This window comes from Streptomyces sp. NPDC004126, from assembly GCF_050275515.1.
GTDB lineage: Bacteria > Actinomycetota > Actinomycetes > Streptomycetales > Streptomycetaceae > Streptomyces.
The window spans coordinates 30,869-49,802 of the sequence record NZ_JBNNPF010000048.1; the positions used below are offsets into that span (position 1 = coordinate 30,869).

Annotated in this window: 18 protein-coding genes; 5 read left to right on the forward strand and 13 right to left on the reverse strand. The window is 72.4% G+C overall.

The features are described from left to right. Nucleotides 1-16: 16 nt before the first annotated feature. From ACQKM2_RS32495 to ACQKM2_RS32540, 10 genes are all read right to left on the reverse strand, one after another. Nucleotides 17-751, reverse strand: coding sequence for a TetR/AcrR family transcriptional regulator (locus tag ACQKM2_RS32495; RefSeq protein WP_427716158.1), 735 nt, complete (start codon nucleotides 749-751; stop codon nucleotides 17-19). Between the two features lie 11 nt (nucleotides 752-762). Then, entirely contained in the window at nucleotides 763-1,200 is a 438-nt protein-coding gene (locus tag ACQKM2_RS32500) for a thiol-disulfide oxidoreductase DCC family protein (protein ID WP_427716160.1), read from the reverse strand. Nucleotides 1,201-1,203: 3 nt separating this feature from the next. Beyond that, nucleotides 1,204-1,623, reverse strand: coding sequence for a hypothetical protein (locus tag ACQKM2_RS32505; RefSeq protein WP_427716162.1), 420 nt, complete (start codon nucleotides 1,621-1,623; stop codon nucleotides 1,204-1,206). A 92-nt stretch (nucleotides 1,624-1,715) separates the two neighbouring features. Further along, nucleotides 1,716-3,713, reverse strand: a complete 1,998-nt coding sequence (locus ACQKM2_RS32510) for a bifunctional metallophosphatase/5'-nucleotidase (protein ID WP_427716164.1) — start codon at nucleotides 3,711-3,713, stop codon at nucleotides 1,716-1,718. 111 nt (nucleotides 3,714-3,824) lie between these two features. Beyond that, nucleotides 3,825-4,937, reverse strand: a complete 1,113-nt coding sequence (locus ACQKM2_RS32515) for a serine hydrolase domain-containing protein (RefSeq protein WP_427716166.1) — start codon at nucleotides 4,935-4,937, stop codon at nucleotides 3,825-3,827. A 139-nt stretch (nucleotides 4,938-5,076) separates the two neighbouring features. After that, nucleotides 5,077-5,835 carry a succinate dehydrogenase iron-sulfur subunit gene (locus tag ACQKM2_RS32520; RefSeq protein WP_125818876.1) on the reverse strand — a complete coding sequence of 253 codons (759 nt, stop codon included), beginning with the start codon at nucleotides 5,833-5,835 and terminating at the stop codon, nucleotides 5,077-5,079. Continuing rightward, nucleotides 5,835-7,589: a succinate dehydrogenase flavoprotein subunit gene (gene sdhA, locus ACQKM2_RS32525; RefSeq protein ID WP_427716168.1), complete on the reverse strand. Its 1,755-nt coding sequence runs from the start codon at nucleotides 7,587-7,589 to the stop codon at nucleotides 5,835-5,837. Before sdhA ends, ACQKM2_RS32520 begins: the two co-directional genes overlap by 1 nt. Before the next feature lie 23 nt (nucleotides 7,590-7,612). Continuing rightward, nucleotides 7,613-8,095 (reverse strand): succinate dehydrogenase hydrophobic membrane anchor subunit, encoded by a 483-nt coding sequence (locus ACQKM2_RS32530; protein WP_007266037.1) that lies wholly within the window; start codon nucleotides 8,093-8,095, stop codon nucleotides 7,613-7,615. Between the two features lie 5 nt (nucleotides 8,096-8,100). Further along, nucleotides 8,101-8,481, reverse strand: coding sequence for a succinate dehydrogenase, cytochrome b556 subunit (sdhC, locus tag ACQKM2_RS32535; RefSeq protein WP_285345622.1), 381 nt, complete (start codon nucleotides 8,479-8,481; stop codon nucleotides 8,101-8,103). A gap of 152 nt (nucleotides 8,482-8,633) precedes the next feature. Continuing rightward, on the reverse strand, nucleotides 8,634-9,254 hold the full coding sequence (locus tag ACQKM2_RS32540; protein WP_427716171.1) for a 2-oxo-4-hydroxy-4-carboxy-5-ureidoimidazoline decarboxylase: 621 nt from the start codon (nucleotides 9,252-9,254) through the stop codon (nucleotides 8,634-8,636). A 329-nt stretch (nucleotides 9,255-9,583) separates the two neighbouring features. Here ACQKM2_RS32540 and ACQKM2_RS32545 point away from each other — a divergent pair, with 329 nt between their 5' ends. After that, nucleotides 9,584-10,324 carry an RNA polymerase sigma factor gene (locus ACQKM2_RS32545; RefSeq protein ID WP_427716200.1) on the forward strand — a complete coding sequence of 247 codons (741 nt, stop codon included), beginning with the start codon at nucleotides 9,584-9,586 and terminating at the stop codon, nucleotides 10,322-10,324. After that, nucleotides 10,324-11,367 carry a hypothetical protein gene (locus tag ACQKM2_RS32550; RefSeq protein ID WP_427716173.1) on the forward strand — a complete coding sequence of 348 codons (1,044 nt, stop codon included), beginning with the start codon at nucleotides 10,324-10,326 and terminating at the stop codon, nucleotides 11,365-11,367. The genes ACQKM2_RS32545 and ACQKM2_RS32550 overlap by 1 nt, the downstream gene beginning before the upstream one ends. A gap of 244 nt (nucleotides 11,368-11,611) precedes the next feature. Here ACQKM2_RS32550 and ACQKM2_RS32555 read toward each other — a convergent pair whose 3' ends face one another. Beyond that, a complete protein-coding gene (locus ACQKM2_RS32555; RefSeq protein WP_427716175.1) occupies nucleotides 11,612-12,466 on the reverse strand; it encodes a L,D-transpeptidase family protein in 855 nt (284 codons plus the stop codon). A 170-nt stretch (nucleotides 12,467-12,636) separates the two neighbouring features. Here ACQKM2_RS32555 and ACQKM2_RS32560 point away from each other — a divergent pair, with 170 nt between their 5' ends. Beyond that, on the forward strand, nucleotides 12,637-14,232 hold the full coding sequence (locus ACQKM2_RS32560; protein WP_427716177.1) for an acyl-CoA mutase large subunit family protein: 1,596 nt from the start codon (nucleotides 12,637-12,639) through the stop codon (nucleotides 14,230-14,232). Nucleotides 14,233-14,277: 45 nt separating this feature from the next. Continuing rightward, complete coding sequence (gene leuE / locus ACQKM2_RS32565; protein WP_427716179.1) at nucleotides 14,278-14,928, forward strand: leucine efflux protein LeuE; 651 nt, start codon at nucleotides 14,278-14,280, stop codon at nucleotides 14,926-14,928. 58 nt (nucleotides 14,929-14,986) lie between these two features. On the opposite strand, the gene ACQKM2_RS32570 is transcribed toward leuE, so the two are convergent. Next, nucleotides 14,987-16,321, reverse strand: coding sequence for a polysialyltransferase family glycosyltransferase (locus tag ACQKM2_RS32570; RefSeq protein WP_427716180.1), 1,335 nt, complete (start codon nucleotides 16,319-16,321; stop codon nucleotides 14,987-14,989). Continuing rightward, nucleotides 16,318-17,313: a glycosyltransferase family 2 protein gene (locus tag ACQKM2_RS32575; RefSeq protein ID WP_427716182.1), complete on the reverse strand. Its 996-nt coding sequence runs from the start codon at nucleotides 17,311-17,313 to the stop codon at nucleotides 16,318-16,320. The genes ACQKM2_RS32570 and ACQKM2_RS32575 overlap by 4 nt, the downstream gene beginning before the upstream one ends. Nucleotides 17,314-17,468: 155 nt before the next feature. On the opposite strand from ACQKM2_RS32575, the gene ACQKM2_RS32580 reads away from it, so the two are divergent. Continuing rightward, nucleotides 17,469-18,923, forward strand: a complete 1,455-nt coding sequence (locus ACQKM2_RS32580) for a DUF6716 putative glycosyltransferase (RefSeq protein ID WP_427716183.1) — start codon at nucleotides 17,469-17,471, stop codon at nucleotides 18,921-18,923. Nucleotides 18,924-18,934: the final 11 nt, after the last annotated feature.

Genomic DNA, 18,934 nt, shown 5'->3' on the forward strand with positions numbered 1-18,934 from the left:
CCCGTTCCCCGGGCCCTCACTCCTCGCCGGGGTGGGGGTCCGAGGCGCGCTTCCCGCCCCGGGCGGCCGCCGTCTGGGCCATGCCCGGCAGGAAGTCCGCGAACAGCTCGTGCACCTCGCGCACCAGCGGCCGCAGCACCCGGAACCGGGCCAGCACGATGCCCCGCGTGGTCAGCTGCGCACCGCGCTCGGCGAGCCGCCGCGTCTTCTCGCTGCCGGGCGAGCGGTCGAAGACCCAGTACAGGACCAGGCCCATCTGCGAGAGCCACATCAGCTCCGGCAGTACGTCGGCCAGTTCGGCCGGCACCTTCGTCTTCGCCCCGGCCAGCACCTCGCGGTGGATGTCGATGGCCGCCTTGCGCGCCGGCTCGGACTCCCCCGAGAAGGGGCTGAGCGGACTCTCCGGATCCGCCGCGTTCTTGAAGAACTGCGAGGCGAACTCGTGGTACGGCTCCGCGATGTCCAGCCAGCTCGTCAGCACTCCGGCGAGCCGCTTCTGGAGATCCGTCTCCTGGTCCAGGATCGGCCGCACCGCCGCCTGGTGGGCCGCCCCGATCCGGTCGTAGAAGCCCTGGACCAGGTGCTCCTTCGACTCGAAGTAGTAGTACGCGTTGCCGACCGAGACCCCCGCCTCCTTGGCGATGCCCCGCATGGTCGTCTTGTCGAACCCGCGCTCCTGGAAGAGCCGGAGCGCGGTTTCGAGGATGAGCGTGCGGGTCTGCTCGCTCTTGGGCGCCTTCTGATCTGTCACGGTGTCCGACTTTATCGGGGCGCGGAGCAGCGGTCGTCACAGGCCGGTTCTCCGGGCTCCGCTTCGGAATTGGTACGTACCGCGTGCCGGACGGCGGCGGCCGTGTTCATGGCCGCCCCGGCGAAGGGGCGGCCCGCCGGGGTGGCGAGCCATTCGGCCTTCGAACGGTGCTCGGCGAGCGCCCAGAGGCAGACGATGAAGGCGTCCGTGCCCCGCCACACCTGCCCGCCGTCCCCGACGACGGTGATCTCGCGCAGGGTCTCGGCGTGCGCCAGCCTCGGGAACGTCCGCCAGGCCTCGGCGGAGGCCGCCGGCACCAGCCGCAGCGGGACCAGCTGCCGCTGCCTGATCAGCCAGTTCCGGATGGCGGTGCACACGGGGCAGGCGGCGTCGTACAGGACGGTCAGGTACCGGACGCCGGGCCCGGTACCCCGCTCGGCCCGCGCCACGGGTCAGGCCCCGGCCGGCGCGGTCCACCCCTGGGGGGCGACCGGCGGCACGGGCGGCAGCTGCGCGGCCTGCCGCTCCATGATCCCGCGGCGGCGCATCCGGCTCAGCACCCACACGTTGCCGAGGTGCATGACGCCGAGGACCAGCAGGACGACGCCGAGCTTGACCGACAGCGTCTCGAAGAGGCCGCGGGCTTCGTGGACCGTTCGGCCCGAGCGCAGGTAGAGGGTCACGAAGCCGATGTTCACGAGGTAGAAGCCGACCACCAGGAGGTGGTTGACGGCGTCCGCGAGCTTCTCGTTCCCCTGGAGGACGTCGGCGATGAAGACGCGGCCGTTGCGGCTGAGCGTACGGGCGACCCAGACGGTCAGCCCGATGCTGATGAGCAGGTAGATGACGTACGCGACCACGGTGAGGTCCATTGCCCCAGCTCCCCTTGAACGTGTTCAACTCCTTGGCAGGATTGACTGTAGACCTGTTTTTGAACAGGTTCAAGCCTTCTTTCCCGGCCCGCTCAGCAGGGCGGCCGGAAGCCCCCGGGAGTGGCGGGCGGACGGTCCGCCGAGACGAGTGCCGCCTCCGGCCGGGGCATCGGCGAGCCGTCCGCCAGCAGGTAGGGGCCCGGCTCCAGGACGGTGCCGACATCGGCGCCGCGCCGGGTCGCGTTCGCGGCCGTCACCCGGTTCAGGGGCGCGGGCGTGAGCGTCTGCCGCTCCCGGACGTACGCGACGAAGCTCTCGAAGTCCCGCTGGTGGCGGTACGGGGCCTGGAAGCCGCGCAGCGCGCCGTACCCGTCGTACGCCAGGAACGTGTACGAGGGTGCCGCGAGCCGGTAGCTCCGGGCCGGGTCGAGCGGGACGCCGTCGACGAACACGTCCGCCGGGCTGACCCGGTCGCCGACCGCGCCCCGGGCGTCGAACGTGTAGCGGACGTTCCCGGAGACGGCGAGCGGCGCGAACAGCAGCTCGCCGCTCGCCGCCGTCGTCCACTGCTGCTCCAGGGCGTCGTGGATCTGCTGCCCGGTCACCGTCGCGCTGACGATCGGGTCGCCGAAGCCCACGGCCCGCCACGCCCGGCCGAAGGTGACGGCCCCGCCGGAGGCCGCGTCGCGCGGCAGGTCGCCCGCGATGACGGCCTGTCCCACCCGGGGCGCGGCGGCGATCAGTGCCAGCTGGGCCGGCACGTTGGGGTGGACGTTGGCGTCGTTCTCCGGGTCGGCCGGCCTGCGGCCCGCCCACAGCGCCCAGTCGGCGACCAGGTCGCCCATGGTGGACTCGCCCGCCGTGTTGCGCGTACGCGAGAACGAGCCGGTCTGCCGGCCGATCCGGGCGGCGTTCCGCGCGGAGCCCTGCCCGGCCCAGTAGTCGACGACCTCCTTGAGGGCCGGATCGGGGGCGACGTCGCGGGTGTTGGGATGGTTCGTGGACACGGTCAGCTCGCGCACCACCTTCCCGGTCGCCGGGTCGAGGCGGAGGCTGATCTCGTTGATCAGCTGGCCGTGGCAGCCCGCCTCGACGAAGGGGCGGGGGACGCCGGCGGGATCGGGGACCATCATGTTGAACCGGGTGTGCCAGTGCCCGGTGACGATGGCGTCGATGTCGGGGGAGACCCGCAGCGCCAGGTCCAGGGCCGGGCCGGAGGGGTCGGCGCCGCTGTTGAAGTCGGCCCCGGCCACCGCCCCGTCGTGGACGCTGAGCACGATGGCGCCGACGCCCTGGGCCTTGAGCAGGGCCGCGTACCGGTCGGCGGTGGCGACCTCGTCGAGGGTGGCCAGCCCCGGCTGGTAGGAGCCGGGCATCAGCTCAGTGCCGAGGGCGGTCAGATGGATGAAGCCGATCCGCAGCTCCTGGCCGGCGGCGGTGCGGACCGTCTCGATGTTGTACGCGGGCAGCACCGTGCGCCCGTCGGAGCCCCAGACCAGGTTGGCGCTGTGGTAGCGGAAGTCGGCGCCGTGGAAGCGGGCCCCGGAGGAGTCGGCGAAGGAGGCGTCCCGGCCCTCGACGGGGAACGGCACGCCCTGCTCCATGTGCCGCCGCAGCATGGCGGGGGACTTGTCGAGCTCGTGGTTCCCGGCGGTCGCGAAATCGAGCCCCATCCGGTTGAGGGCCTCGACGGTGGGCTCGTCGGCGAACGCGGCGGCGTCGAACTCCCAGCCGGCGAAGGCGTCCCCGGGGGTGAAGAAGAAGGAGTTGGACCGGCCGTCCCGCAGCCGGGCCAGGTGGGCCGCCATGTACGCGACCCCGCCGACGGTGTACGTACGGCCGCCGTTGCCGCTGATCACGGCGTTGCCGCCGGGGGCGGCCTGGAGGTAGCCGTGCAGGTCGGTGATGTTGAGGAGCTGCACGTCCACGTACTCGGCGGCGGTGGCGGCGTCCCGCGCGTGCGCGGTGGCGTGGGCGGGGACCCCGGTGGCGAACGTGGCGGCGACGGTCCCCAGTGCGGTGAGGAACGTCCGCCGCCCGAGGTGGTGCGAACTCCGGTCCGGACATGTGGTCTTGGCGAGCCTCGTCACATCGGCCCATGCTCCCGCGCCCCGCCGCCCGTGTCGATGCGCCGGGCCGCGGCTTCACTCCTGCGTGGCGGGCTCCTGCGTGGCGGGCGCGGCACCGGACCGGGTGGGCGCTCAGACCGTCGCGCCGAGGATCTGGAGGACCCGGCCGACGGTGGTGTCCGGTTCCACGCCCGGCTTCGGGAGGAAGGCGTACGTGACGACCCTGCCGCCGTCGGCGGTGGCGAAGGTGCCGCCCGTGTACGCGGCCATGCTGCCGGTCTTGCCCCAGATCTCGACGCCGTTGACCGTGGCGTAGGCCAGGCCGCCCATGCTGTACGGCAGTGCCTGCCGCTTCGGCAGCGGCGACTTCGCGAACAGCTGTGCCTGCTGGGCCGGCGGCAGCAGGCGGCCGCCCAGCAGGGCCTTCGTGAACCGCTCCAGGTCCGGGGCGTTGGAGATCATGCCGCCCTCCGCCCAGGCCCAGGGGTCCTGCGGGGCGGGCGCGGCCAGCGACGGGGTCGGCATGGAGCGGTCCCCGGCGCGGGGGACGTAGGTGTGCCGCAGGCCGAGCGGGCGGGCGATGCGCCGCTGGACCTCGTCCGCGTAGGAGCGGCCCGTCACCTTCTCGATCGCGAGGCCGAGGAAGAAGTAGTTGCCCCCGTTGTACTGCTGGCCGGTGACCGGGGACTCGGGCTTCGCCGCGCAGCTCGTCCAGGCGTGCACGACGCGCTGCGGCGTCAGGCCGGCGTCGTCCAGGAGGGGTTCGCAGGGCTTGCCCAGGCCGCTGGTGTGGCTCAGCAGCTGGCCGACGGTGATCGGCGCCCAGTCGGCCGGGACCGTGTCGGGGAGGATCTCGCGGATCGGGGTGTCCATGGCGAACCGGCCCTCGGCGATCAGCTGGAGGACCACCGTCGAGGTGAACATCTTGGTCATGCTGCCGATCCGGAAGGAGGCGGCGGGGTCCTGGGAGACGGCCCCGGCCGCCGTTCTGAGGCGGACGCCCGGCCCGGTCACCCGGACCATCGTGCCGTCCGAGACCGCGTCCGGGGTCATCGCCTTCGCCAGCGCGGCCTCGTCGACGGGACGGACGTCGCGGAGGGCGCCGACGCCGGGCCGCGGGCCGGGCTGCCGCTCGGCCGCCGAGGCGGGCACCGCGGCTGCGGAGAGGGAGGCGACGGCCGCGGTGGCGACGGCGAGGGAGATCCAACGGGTGCTGCGGCGGGCGGAGTTCACGGGGTTCGTCATGACCGCAAGCCTGCCGTGGGCAAGATCCCCGGACCATCGGTGTCACCCCTGACCCGACCCTGACCCACCCCCGAGCGCACCCGAGGCCCGCACCCCGGAACGGGGTACGGGCCTCGGGCTCGGGCTCAGCCGGAAGGGATCAGAAACGGCGCGTGATCAGCGCACGCTTGACTTCCTGGATCGCCTTCGTGACCTCGATGCCGCGCGGGCACGCGTCGGTGCAGTTGAACGTCGTGCGGCAGCGCCACACGCCGTCCTTGTCGTTCAGGATCTCCAGCCGCTGCTCGCCGGCCTCGTCGCGCGAGTCGAAGATGAAGCGGTGGGCGTTGACGATCGCCGCCGGGCCGAAGTACTGGCCGTCGTTCCAGAACACCGGGCACGAGGACGTGCACGCGGCGCACAGGATGCACTTGGTGGTGTCGTCGAAGCGCTCGCGGTCCTCGGCGGACTGCAGGCGCTCGCGCGTCGGCTCGTTGCCCTTGGTGACCAGGAACGGCATGACGTCGCGGTACGCCTGGAAGAAGGGCTCCATGTCGACCACGAGGTCCTTCATCACCGTGAGGCCCTTGATGGCCTCGACGGTGATCGGCTTCTCCGGGTTGATGTCCTTGATCAGCGTCTTGCAGGCGAGCCTGTTCTTGCCGTTGATCCGCATCGCGTCGGAGCCGCAGATGCCGTGCGCGCACGAGCGGCGGAAGGTCAGCGTGCCGTCGAGGTCCCACTTGATCTTGTGGAGACCGTCGAGCACGCGCTCCTTCGGGTCGATCTCGATCTGGAAGTCCTGCCACTCCGCCTCGGCCGAGACCTCGGGGTTGAAGCGGCGGATCCGGAAGGTGACCGTGATGTTGTGCGAGGCCGCGGCCTCGGCCTCGACCTTGTCCAGGGTGGGGGTGGCCATCAGTACTTACGCTCCATCGGCTGGTAGCGGGTGACGACGACGGGCTTGTAGTCCAGGCGGACGGAGTCCTTGCCGTCGGCGTCGACCTCGCGGTACGCCATGGTGTGGCGCATGAAGTTGACGTCGTCGCGGTTCGGGTAGTCCTCGCGGTAGTGACCGCCGCGGGACTCCTTGCGCGCCAGCGCGGACACGGCCATGACCTCGGCCAGGTCGAGCAGGTTGCCCAGCTCGATGGCCTCCAGCAGGTCCGTGTTGAAGCGCTTGCCCTTGTCCTGGACGGACACGTTCTTGTAGCGCTCGCGCAGCTCCGCGATCTTCTCGACCGCGGTCTTGATGGTCTGCTCCGTACGGAACACCATCACGCACGCGTCCATCGTCTCCTGGAGCTCCAGGCGCAGGTCGGCGACCCGCTCCTTGCCCGTGGAGTTGCGCAGGTGCTCGACCAGGTCGACGACCTGCTGCGCCGGGTTCTCGGGGAGCTCGACGAAGTCGTTCTCCTGCGAGTACTTGGCCGCGGCGATGCCGGAGCGCTTGCCGAAGACGTTGATGTCCAGCAGCGAGTTGGTGCCCAGGCGGTTGGCGCCGTGCACCGACACGCACGCGACCTCGCCGGCCGCGTACAGGCCCGGGACGACGGTGGTGTTGTCCGACAGGACCTCACCCTCGACGTTGGTCGGGATGCCGCCCATGGCGTAGTGCGCGGTGGGCTGGATCGGGATCGGGTCCGTGTAGGGCTCGATGCCGAGGTAGGTGCGCGCGAACTCCGTGATGTCCGGGAGCTTCGCGTCGAGCTGCTCCGGCGGGAGGTGCGTCAGGTCCAGGTACACGTGGTCGCCGGCGGGGCCGCAGCCGCGGCCCTCGCGGATCTCCGTGTAGATGGAGCGCGAGACGACGTCACGGGACGCGAGGTCCTTCATGACCGGCGCGTACTTCTCCATGAAGCGCTCGCCGTCCTTGTTGCGGAGGATGCCGCCCTCACCGCGGGCGCCCTCCGTCAGCAGGATGCCCATGCGCCAGATGCCCGTCGGGTGGAACTGGAAGAACTCCATGTCCTCCAGCGGCAGGCCGCGGCGGTAGCAGGCCGCCTGGCCGTCACCCGTGAGGGTGTGCGCGTTGGAGGTCACCTTGAAGAACTTGCCGGTGCCGCCGGAGGCGTAGATGACGGCCTTGGCCTGGAACACGTGGATCTCGCCGGTGGCGAGCTCGTACGCGACCACACCGGCCGACTTCTTGACGCCGTCCTCCTCGACCAGGAGCTGGTCCAGGACGTAGAACTCGTTGAAGAACTCCACGCCCTCCTTGACGCAGTTCTGGTACAGCGTCTGGAGGATCATGTGGCCCGTGCGGTCCGCGGCGTAGCAGGACCGGCGGACCGGCGCCTCGCCGTGGTTGCGGGAGTGGCCGCCGAAGCGGCGCTGGTCGATGGTGCCGTCCGGGGTGCGGTTGAACGGCAGGCCCATCTTCTCCAGGTCGAGGACCGCGTCGATGGCCTCCTTCGCCAGGATCTCGGCGGCGTCCTGGTCGACCAGGTAGTCACCGCCCTTGACCGTGTCGAAGGTGTGCCACTCCCAGTTGTCGTCCTCCACGTTGGCCAGCGCGGCGGCCATGCCGCCCTGCGCGGCGCCCGTGTGGGAGCGGGTGGGGTAGAGCTTCGTCAGCACGGCGGTGCGGCTGCGCTTCGTCGACTCGATGGCCGCGCGCATGCCCGCGCCACCGGCGCCGACGATGACGGTGTCGTACTTGTGGATCTTCATCTGTTTCGCCTCAGCCCCGTTGCCTAGCGGATGTTCGGGTCGAAGGTGAAGATCACCAGCGTGCCCAGAAGGATGGTGAACACCGTGGCGGTGTAGAGCAGGCCCTTCAGCCACAGCCGCGTGTTGGCGCGCTCCGCGTAGTCGTTGATGACGGTACGCAGGCCGTTGGAGCCGTGCAGCATGGCCAGCCACAGCATCAGCAGGTCCCAGACCTGCCAGAACGGGGACGCCCAGCGGCCGGCCACGAAGGCGAAGCCGATCTTGGAGACGCCGCCGTCCAGCACCAGCTGGATGACGAGGTGGCCGATGACGAGGACGACGAGCACGATGCCCGAGAGGCGCATGAAGAGCCACGCGGCCATCTCGAAGTTGCCGCGGGTCGAGCGCGGGGTCTTGCCCGTGCGCTTGCGCGGGGCCTCGATGTACGGCGCCGGGTTGTCGGTGTCGTAGAGGGAAACGCCCTCCACGTCGCCGATCGCCTTGGCGGAAGAAGTGTCAGAGGACATGCGTGTCACTTCCCGAACAGTTCGAGGTAGGCGTGGCCGAGGACGGGGTACAGGGCGCAGCCCATCAGCACGACCCAGATGCCCACGACCCACCAGAGCATCGTCTTCTGGTGACGGGGGCCCTTGGACCAGAAGTCCACGGCGATGACACGGAGACCGTTGAGCGCGTGGAACAGGATTGCGGCGACGAGGCCGTACTCCAGCAGCGCGACGATCGGAGTCTTATAGGTAGCCACGACATCGTCGTACGCCTCGGGGGAGACGCGGACGAGAGCGGTGTCGAGGACGTGTACGAACAGGAAGAAGAAAATGAGGACGCCGGTGACTCGATGAGCCACCCAGGACCACATTCCTTCCCGGCCGCGGTACAACGTTCCAGCCGGCACGGAAAACCCTCCGGAAGCGGGGCGGGGGCCAGCCGGCTTCTTTGTCGGTCGGGCCCGGCCGGGTACGGTCCACCGGCCCCGGACATCGTAGCGACGCTTTGTCGGTTCCCTCGCCCGGGGTCCGCCGGTGTGATCAAACAGGCACGGACGGGCTATCCCACAGGGGCAAATAGCCCGAAATCGGCAGCAGGCAGACCGTCGTCCGGGTCCCAGGGCTGCGCACCGGCGAGTCGGTCCAGCAGCCGGAGGGTCCGGGAGCGGGCGACCAGGCGCAGTTCCTCGGCGGAGATCGAGCGTTCCTCGTCGATCTCGTGAGCCATCCTGCGGCGGATCGCTGCCAGCAGCTGGTCCACCTGCTCCTCGGGCGGGTGTCCGTCCAGGCAGATCACGAAGGCGTGCCCGAAGGTCCGCTCGTACTCCGCCCGTGCCGCGTCGAGGGCGAGGAGCGCGGCGTACGGGGCGCCCTGGCCCAGCTCCGCCGAGGACTCCCGGGCCAGCGCCTCGGTGAGGTCGCCCTGGGAGAGGTCGTACGAGGCCTCGTCGCAGGCGGCGAGCAGGGAGGCGGCGTCCGGGTAGGGGCGGTGGGCGGCCACCCGGTGGGCCCAGCGCCCGCTGCCGCAGCAGCGCAGCAGGACCGCGCGGGCGGTCTCGGGCGGCAGGGAGTTGAATCGCGCCAGTCCGGCGCCGGGGGCGGAGGCCGGACCGCGGACCTGTGCCGGAAGGTGGCTGGACAGCGGAGTACTCCTCGGGGCGGGGCGCGGGTGTACCGCCACGCTAGCGATCTCGGAGTGGCCGTGCCCTGCCCGAACGGGGATTTCACCCGGAAGTGAGCCGAAAGGATGAGGCCGGGGAGGTTTGACCCGACTGGAGAGGGGAGGACGACCGAGGCCGCCACCCCCCACAGGAGAGGCCCCGGTCGCCATCCGTCACGGACTCGTGCGACAAGCCCGTATTCATGTCAGCGTATGGAGTGCGTTTTCTGTCACACCCCGCTCCGCGCAGGGTTGGTTGCTGGTTGTACAACTCGTGGACGAGAGGTACATGAAAGCCGTAACGTGCGGATTTGCGCCACACGTACAGGACGTTGAACGGGTTGGGGACTTTGCTGGGGGACGACGCGGAGCTGACCGCCGCGGTGCTCGCGGCACAGGACGGCGACGAGAGCGCGTTCCGGACTGTGTACCGCGCCGTGCACCCGCGCCTGCTCGGATACGTACGCACGCTCGTCGGCGACGCCGACGCGGAGGACGTGACCTCCGAGGCCTGGCTGCAGATCGCCCGCGACCTGGCCTCCTTCACGGGCGACGCCGACCGCTTCCGCGGCTGGGCCGCCCGCATCGCCCGCAACCGGGCCCTCGACCACATCCGCATGCGCGGCCGCCGTCCCGCCATCGGCGGCGACGAGACCGAGCTGACCGGCCGGGCCGCGGACTCGGACACGTACGGCGAGGCCATGGAGGCCCTGTCCACCGGGCGCACCATGAAGCTGATAGCCCAGCTGCCCCAGGACCAGGCCGAGGCCGTCGTCCTGCGCGTGGTCGTCGGCCTCGACGCCAAGAGCGCCGCCGAGACCCTCGGCAAGCGCCCCGGCGCGGTCCGCACGGCCGCGCACCGGGGACTGAAGAAGCTCGCCGAACTCCTCAGCGCGGAGTTCGGCCCCGCCGGCGCGGCCGGCGGGACGGAAAACGAAGCGGAACCCCGCGCCCGGGTCGGCCATAATGCCGGGGACCAGGCACGGGAGCGTGATCTCGACGCGGTGCCCGCGCAGCGCGCGCGGGCGGGGGACCTGGTGGAGCGAACCGGTGTGACGCATTCACGTTGGCGGACGCAGAAGGACATGTGATGGCCGACGAGCACAACGCGTGGCTGGACAAGGCCACGGCGGACGAGCTGCTGCGCGGAGGAACACCCGGCCCGGTCGGATCCGGCGCCGACCCGCGCGCCCGGGCGGAGGCGGCCCGGATGCGCGCCGCCCTCGACGCCCTGACCCCCCGCTCGGCGGGGGGAGAACTGCCCGGTGAGGAAGCCGCCCTGGCCGCGTTCCGCGCGGCCCGCGCCGGGGCTCCCGCGACGGCGGCGGCCGCCTCCGCGGCGGCTGCCGCCCCGGCCGCGTCCGGCGTGCCCGGGGCGGACCGCGAACCCGTGGTCGACCTGGCGCCGATACCCCCCGTACGGATACCCGCGCAGCGGCGTCCCGTCACGGCCGCGCGCTTCGGGCTGGCGGCCGCGCTGGCCTCGGTCGCCGTCGGCGGCATCGCCGCCGTCGCCGGCACCGGCCTGCTGGACCGCGCCGCGCACCTGACGGCCGGCCCCGCCCCGGCGGTCTCGGTCAGTGCCGACTCGGACCCGGCGCCCGCCGGGGACACCGCCGGCGCCACCCTCGTACCGCAGCTGCGGCCGACCCCGTCCCTGGGCGTCGACGGCTTCTCGCGCGGCCCGGACGCCTCGCCGACGCCGGGCACGGGGATGCGTACGCTCCCCGACGTCGCGCCGAGCCTTTCGGTACCGCCCGGCACGGCCGCCTCGGGCGGCGGCGCCGGCGGTGGCGGGGGCGGAGCGGCGGGTACCGACGGCACCCGCGACTCGTTCGCCGGCGGCGGCGCCACCGCCGACAGAGGGAAGAACCAGGGCATCGAGGCGGAGAAGCCGCGCCCCGAGGACCTGTGCCGGGACAACAAGGCGAAGAAGCTCGCCGACGACCGGCGCGAGTACCTCTCCAAGCTCGCCGGCGGGGCCGCGAAGGTCCAGCGCTTCTGCGCGACCCTGCTGGACGGGGCCACGAAGGGCACGGTCCCGCGCGGCGGCGCCGACCAGGGCAGCGCCCCGCTGCCGCTGCCGTCCATGACCCCGCTGACCAGCGGCGGGCTGGGTTTCCGCACCCGCTGAAACAGACCCGCTGAAACCTTTTTTCAGGCTTCGCGTGCGGGGGCTGTAACACTTTTCGAACCGCTGACGCAGTACGTATCGAGCCGACTGGTCATCGGCCGCGCACGAGCCGGGGTTCCCCCCGTACCCCTGGGCTCGGCGCACCCGGCGCGGGCGGGGCACGTTCCCCCGGCCCTGCCCGCGCCCCCTCTCTTCTCCGGGACCACCGGAGCGCAGGACCACCCGTGGACCGGGATCACCGGGATCACCAGTAGACGACGACCTTGTCGCCCACCTTCACCTGGTCGAACAGCTCCGACAGCTTCTTCTTGTCCCGGACGTTCACGCAGCCGTGCGAGGCGCCGTCGTAGCCGCGGGCCGCGAAGTCGGACGAGTAGTGCACCGCCTGGCCCTCGCTGAAGAACATCGAGTAGGGCATCGACGTGTGGTAGATCGTCGACGTCCACTCCTTCGCCTTCCACCCCACCTGGAACAGACCCTCGCGGGTCGGCGTGTTCTCCGAGCCGAAGCGCACGTCCATCGTGGAGACGACCTTGCCGTCGATCATCCAGGCCAGGGTGCGGCTCTCCTTGCTGATGCACATCACCCGGCCCTGCATGCAGCGCGGGTCCGGGGCGTCGACCTCGTTGGTGGTCGGCGGGCGCAGCTCGTCGTCGGTCGGCTTCTTCGTCAGGCCCTGCACCTTCTGCCAGGTGGCCTCGTCCACCGACCCGGTCGCGGACAGCCCGTGCTGCGACTGGAAGGTCTTGACCGCGGCGGTCGTCTTCGAGCCGTAGAACGCGGTGGGCGCCGTCGACACCAGCTTGAGCTGGCGCAGCCGCGCCTGGAGTTCGCGGACCTGCTCGCTCTCGTCGCCGTTGGCCATGAGCGCCTTGGCACCGGGAGCGGCCGACGGCGCGGACGAGGACGGCTGCGCGGACGCCGAGGGCGAGCCGGCCTTGTCGTCCTGCTTGGACGGGGAGGCCGAGGGGGAGCCGCCGGCCGGCGCGGAGGGGGCCGCCGGACCGGCGCCGGCACCCTGCGGACCGCAGGCGGTCGCGGCGAACGCGACGGCGGCGGCGAGGCCGAGCGTACGGATGAATGCTTTCTGTCGGTGCATGGCGGTTCCCCCGAGTTCAATGTCGTGTATCTAGGTGATGCTTCAAGGGCGTGGACAGTTGCGGACGAACGCGCGATGTTGCCTCCTTGTGACCAGGCCGTCGCGGGCTCGGTGCGGTTGTACCAGCCCCGGGGGGCCCGTCGGCTCCACGGACACGGAGGCTCCACCCCATGGCCCGTCCCACGGCGCGCACCGAGAGCGGGCTCCCCCTCGAACCGGTCTACGGCCCCGAGGACCTGACCGGATGGGACCCGCGGACCAGCCTCGGCCGTCCGGGTGACTACCCCTTCACCAGGGGGATTTATCCCACCATGTACACCGGACGGCCCTGGACCATGCGCCAGTACGCGGGCTTCGGTACGGCCGCCGAGTCCAATGCCCGCTACCGGGCACTCATCGCGGGCGGCGGGACCGGCCTGTCCGTGGCCTTCGACCTGCCCACACAGATGGGCCACGACTCCGACGCCCCGCTCGCGCACGGGGAGGTCGGCAAGGTCGGCGTCGCCGTCGACTCCGTCGAGGACATGCGGGTGCTCCTCGCCGGGATCCCCCTCGACCGGGTGTCCACCTCGATGACCATCAACGCACCGGCCGCCCTGCTGCTCCTGATGTACCAGCTCGTCGCCGAGGAACAGGGCATCGCGGGTGGGCAGCTGACGGGCACCGTACAGAACGATGTTCTGAAGGAGTACATCGCGCGCGGCACGTACATCTTCCCGCCCGGCCCCTCCCTGCGGCTGACCGCCGACACCTTCCGCTACTGCCGCGAGCAGATCCCCCGGTGGAACACCATCTCCGTCTCCGGCTACCACATGGCCGAAGCCGGGGCCTCGCCCGTGCAGGAGATCGCCTTCACCCTCGCCGACGCGATCGCGTACGTGCGTACCGCGCTCGCCGCCGGGATGGCCGTCGACGAGTTCGCGCCCCGGCTCTCCTTCTTCTTCGTCGCCCGGACCACCCTGCTGGAGGAGGTGGCCAAGTTCCGGGCCGCCCGGCGGATCTGGGCCCGGGTGATGCGCGAGGAGTTCGGCGCCCGGAACCCCAAGTCGCTGATGCTGCGCTTCCACACCCAGACGGCCGGGGTGCAGCTGACGGCGCAGCAGCCCGAGCTGAACCTCGTACGCGTGGGCGTGCAGGCGCTGGCCGCCGTCCTGGGCGGCACCCAGTCCCTGCACACCAACTCCTTCGACGAGGCCATCGCGCTGCCCACGGAGAAGGCGGCCCGCCTCGCGCTGCGCACCCAGCAGGTGCTCGCGTACGAGACGGACGTGCCGCTGACCGTCGACCCCTTCGCCGGGTCCTACGCGGTGGAGCGGATGACGGACGAGGTGGAGGCGGCCGCGCTCGCGCTGATGCGGCGGATCGAGGACATGGGCGGGGCGGTCGCCGCGATCGAGGCCGGGTTCCAGAAGGAGGAGATCGAGGCCAGCGCGTACCGGATCGCCCGCGAGCAGGAGAGCGGGGAGCGGATCGTGGTCGGGGTCAACCGCTTCGCGCTGGAGCGGGAGGAGCCGTACGAGCCGCTGCGGGTCGACCCGGCGATCGAGGCGCGCCAGTGCGCGGCCCTGGCCCGGCTGCGGGCGGAGCGGGACGCGGGCGCCGTCTCGGCGGCGCTCGCGGCGCTGCGGGCGGCGGCGGCCGGGACGCGGGAGAACGTCCTTCCGCCGATGAAGGAGGCCCTGCGGGCGCGGGCCACGGTGGGGGAGGTGTGCGCGGTGCTGCGGGAGGTCTGGGGCAGTTACGAACCGTCCCGGTCCGCCCACTGAAATGGACTGGCGCGACAGGTGTGTCCTCATGCGACACTCCTGCTCATGCTGGGTGTGACAGATCTTCCTACGTACCTCGCCGCCGTCGTGCTGATCGTGCTGCTGCCGGGGCCCAATTCGCTGTACGTGCTCTCCGTCGCCTCACGGCGCGGGATCAAGGAGGGCTACAAGGCCGCCTGCGGGGTGTTCACCGGGGACACCGTGCTCATGGTCCTCGCGGCCGTCGGCGCGGGCGCGCTGCTCCAGGCCAGCCCGGTGCTGTTCACCGTGGTCAAGGTGCTCGGCGCCGGCTACCTCGGCTGGCTGGCCGTCGGCATGATGCGGGCCGCCTGGGGCATGTGGCGCACCCGCCGGGCCCGGCACGAGGAGCTCGTCACCGGGGAGGAACCGGCCGGCGCGGCCGAGCACCCCTACCGGCGGGCGCTGCTCGTCAGCCTGCTCAACCCGAAGGCCATCCTCTTCCTGCTGTCCTTCTTCGTGCAGTTCGTCGACCCCGGGTACGCCTACCCGGCGCTGTCGTTCCTGCTGCTCGGCACGGTCTCGCAGCTGGTCAGCCTCCTGTACCTGTCCACCCTGATATTCGCGGGCACCCGCCTGTCCGCCGCCTTCCGCCGCCGCAGGCGGCTGTCGGCCGGGGCGACCTCGGCGGCCGGGGTGATCTTCCTCGGCTTCGCCGCGAAGCTCGCCGTCAGCTGACGCGGTCCGGGCCGATCCGGGCCGGTCTGGTCCGGCCCGGCCCGGTCAGGGCCGGTCCTCAGCCCAGCCGTGCGCCCAGCTTCCTGCGCAGGCGGTGCACCGTCCGCCGGACGGCCGCGCTCCGCGGCAGGAACGACAGCTGCGCCGGGATCCCGCCCGGCAGCCCCAGCGTGGTCAGCCGGCGGCGCCCGAAGTAGCGCCGGGCGTGCGGGGTCAGGTGCCGGGCGAGGTGGGCCTCCGCCTCCGCCCGGCGCCCGGCCAGCACCTTCGGCTGCATCGTGAACCCCACCGCCGCGACCAGCCCGGCCAGGTCCGCCGGCGGGTCCTGCGCCGGCCCGTGCAGGTCCGGGACCAGCGCGTCCACCAGCGTCAGCGGGATCCGGTTGCTGTTCTGGTACGGGGCCAGGCGCGCCAGCAGCGCCCCCGTCCCGGTACGCGCCACCGGGATCCCGTACAGCGCCCGCGCCGTCAGCAGCCCGGTCGAGAAGCAGCCCGCCACCAGCGCCGGGCGCAGCCGCTGGTACAGGATCTCGGCCGGCAGCGGCGCGTCCAGCACCGTCAGCCGCGCCCCGAGCCGCTCGGCCTCGGCCCGCGCCCGCCGCCAGTACGCCGCCGGGGCGCTCGGGTGCGGCTTGAACACCAGCTCCCGGTGGCCCCACTCGAAGGCGCCGCGCACCATGTCGGCGTGCAGCTGCTCCTCCTCGTCCGGGGACATCAGCTCCAGCGCCGACAGGTACTGGCCCAGCAGCAGCGCCGGCGGCTCCTCCTCGCGGGGCTCGTAGCCGACGTCCGAGGCCTCCGGCAGGTCCGCGAGCTCCGCCAGCACCTTCAGCAGCGCGGGCGCCGGAACCACCTCGCCCCGCACCCCGAACTCCGTCAGCAGCAGCGGCTCCAGCCCCGGGACCAGGTCCGGGTGCAGCACCCGGCGCACCCGCATGCCGATCTGCGGGTCGAGCCGGAAGCGGGTCGGCCCGTACGACATCAGCCCGTCGGCGTAGACGTCGACCGCCGCGCCCGGGAACAGCCGGCACAGGCTCTGCGCGGGCGGCACCTGGAGGGACTCCACGACCAGTTCGACCCGGTCGTCGCCCAGCCCCCACAGCGCGCGCAGCTGCCGCTCCCACATCGGCACGTCCTCCGGGCGCGGGGCCCAGCCGCTCGGGTGCTGCGGGGCGATCACCGCGTTCCAGTCGAGCACCTCGTCGAAGCGGGTGCGCAGCGCGCCGAACCCGGGCATCGCGTCGAGCCCGGGGGTGATCTCGGGTGTGAGCGAGTGGTTGCTGGTCAGCAGGATGCGCCGGCCGGCGGGCGGGAAGGCGCCGGAGTCGAGGGCGGCGGCGAGGGTGGCCGTCCCGTAGAGGGTGGAGGCGAGGAAGACCTGGGTGACGTTCACGAGGCGGCCCCCGCCGCGTGCGCCCCCGCGGCCCGCCGCCGGCGGCGCAGCCCCCGCAGCAGGGCCGAGCGCTCGGCGTCCATCGAGGCGATGACCCGGTCCAGTACCGGCGCGGGCATGCGGCCGAGCGCGGCCACGCTCATGAAACGGAGTTTTCTCGCCACGGCCGGTTCGAACCTCTCGATGGAACCGATGTGGTGCGCGATGATCGCGCAATACGTTCGAACGGCCTTGGGGATCAACAGTTCATATTCCGGGTCCGTCGCCACGTCCGCGAGGACCTGGTCGAATGCGCGAATGAAATCGAGCTGGCGTTCGTCGCCGATCTGCGTCAACGAGGTGGAAATTCCCCGCCGGTAGAACACCCCCGGCAGGCCCACCGCGGCGAAGGAGGCGGCCTCCCGGTGCAGCCGCCAGATCCACGGCCGGTCCTCCGCCGTCCGCAGCCCGTCGGTGAAGTGCAGCAGCCCCCGGTCCAGCAGCCGCCGGTGGTACATCCCCGCCCAGGCGTACGGATAGTCCACCGCCGTGGCCCGCGAGGCCGGCAGGATCCCGCCCCGCGGATCGCCCACCACCCTCTCCGGCCCGTACGGAACCCGCTGCACCACCCGGGACCGGCCCGTCACCTGCACGTGGTCGGTCCGTACGAAATCGCAGCCCAGCGCCTCGATGGCGGCCAGGGTGCGGGCCAGGTGGCCCGGCGCCAGCCAGTCGTCACCGTCCAGGAAGGCGATGTACTCCCCGCGCGCCGCGTCCAGCCCCGTGTTGCGGGCCGTGGCCAGCCCGCCGTTGCGGTCCCGTCTGAGGTGCACCGCCCCCGGCACCCCGCCGGCCGCCGCGCGCTCCAGCAGCTCGGGCGTCCCGTCCGTGGAACGGTCGTCGACCAGCAGGAACTCGAAATCCCCGCGGGCGTTCAGTTCGAGACTCTTCAGGGCGTCCGGCGCGTATGTCTGCACGTTGTAGAACGGCACGACGACAGAGAGCTTGAGCACCCGCGAGACAATAGGACGCACCCCGGCATTCACCGTGGCCCGGACACGGATTCCATGTGAACGAAACGGGGCGGGCGCGTTAACCCGGCCGCTTTCGCATTTCGTCGACGGGTTGTTAACCCGCCGTTGCGCGCTCGTTGGGCCGGGCACCGGAAATGCGGAATAACTTCTGCCGGGTGCCAGTGCCATTCAGAAGCAGTCCGGCCGGTCCACGCATCGCCGTACTCGCCGACTCCGACACACGCTGGAAATGGGGCGCCCTCACCGCCCGCCGCCTCGCCCCCGGGGACCACCGCGTCACCGGCTACCTGCTGCGCGGCCGGGCCACCCCCACCGCACGCCAGCTCGGCGAGGCGGGCGTCGCGGCGGACGCCGCGCCGGCGGAGGTGACCTGCGCCGAGTTCCTCGCGGAGCTCGCGGGCGGACGCGAACGCCACGACGTGGTCGTGCTGGCCCTCGTCGGCGGCGCCGTCCAGGCCGTGCTGCACGGGGCCCGCGCCCTGTGGCCGGAGCCCGCGGCCCGGCCGGTGTTCGTCACCGGCTACGTCGGCGTCGTCTACGAGAAGCTCGCCGACGGACTGCTGCTGCGGCACGGCGCCGACCTGGTCCTCGCCAACTCCCGCCACGACGCCGCCCGCTTCCGCGCCGTGTACGAGGGGGCCGGCGCCGACCCGGGCGCCGTCACCGAGACGGCCCTGCCCTTCCTGGACGGGGCGCCGTACGCACCCGCCGGGAACCGCACCCACCGGGTGGTCTTCGCGGTGCAGCCCTCCGTGCCGGAGAGCCGCGCCGACCGCGCCTACCTGCTGGGCCGCGCCGCCGGCCACGCACGGCTGCACCCCGACCGGGAGGTGCTGGTCAAACTGCGCAGCAGGCCGGGGGAGCACACCACCCACCTGGAGGAGCACCCCTACCAGCGCCTCGCCGAGCGCCTCCCCGGCGGCCTCCCGCCGAACTGCCGGCTGGTCTACGGGCACATGGGCGAGGTGCTGGACACCACCGACCTGCTGGTCACCGTCTCCTCCACGGCCGCCCTGGAGTCGATGCACCGGGGCATCCCGACGGCCGTCCTGACCGACCTCGGCATCCGCGAGGCCCTGGGCAACCAGCACTTCCTCGGCTCGGGCTGCCTCACCTCGTGGGACGAACTGGACGCCGGCCTGCTGCCGCGGGCCACCCCCGCCTGGACGGCCACCCACGGCGTCCCGGCCCCCCGCCGCCCCGCCGAGCACGACCCCGCGGCACCCGCCCCCACCGAACCCGCGCCGGCGCCCGCCGGCCCGGCGGGTGCCGCGTCGGGGGCGGCCGCCGGGGGACCCGCCGACCCGTACGCCGCCGCGCGGGAGCGCCTCGGCGGGCTGCTCGCGGCCGACCGGCTGCCGCCCGTGGACCCGTACTACACGCTCCGCACCGCCCCCGGGTACCTGCCCGGGATCCTGGCCCGCCAGCACCTCGCCCCCGACGGGACCCCGCTCCCCGGCGCCGTCCGGCAGGACGGGTCGGCCGCCCGCCGCTGGCTGCGGGCGCACCTGCGCGACGCCGCCCGGGGGGCCTACCGGCACGGGGTCCAGCGCGTGGCCCCGGTCATCCGCCGGCTGGGGGAGCTGTGAGGGTCCTCGCC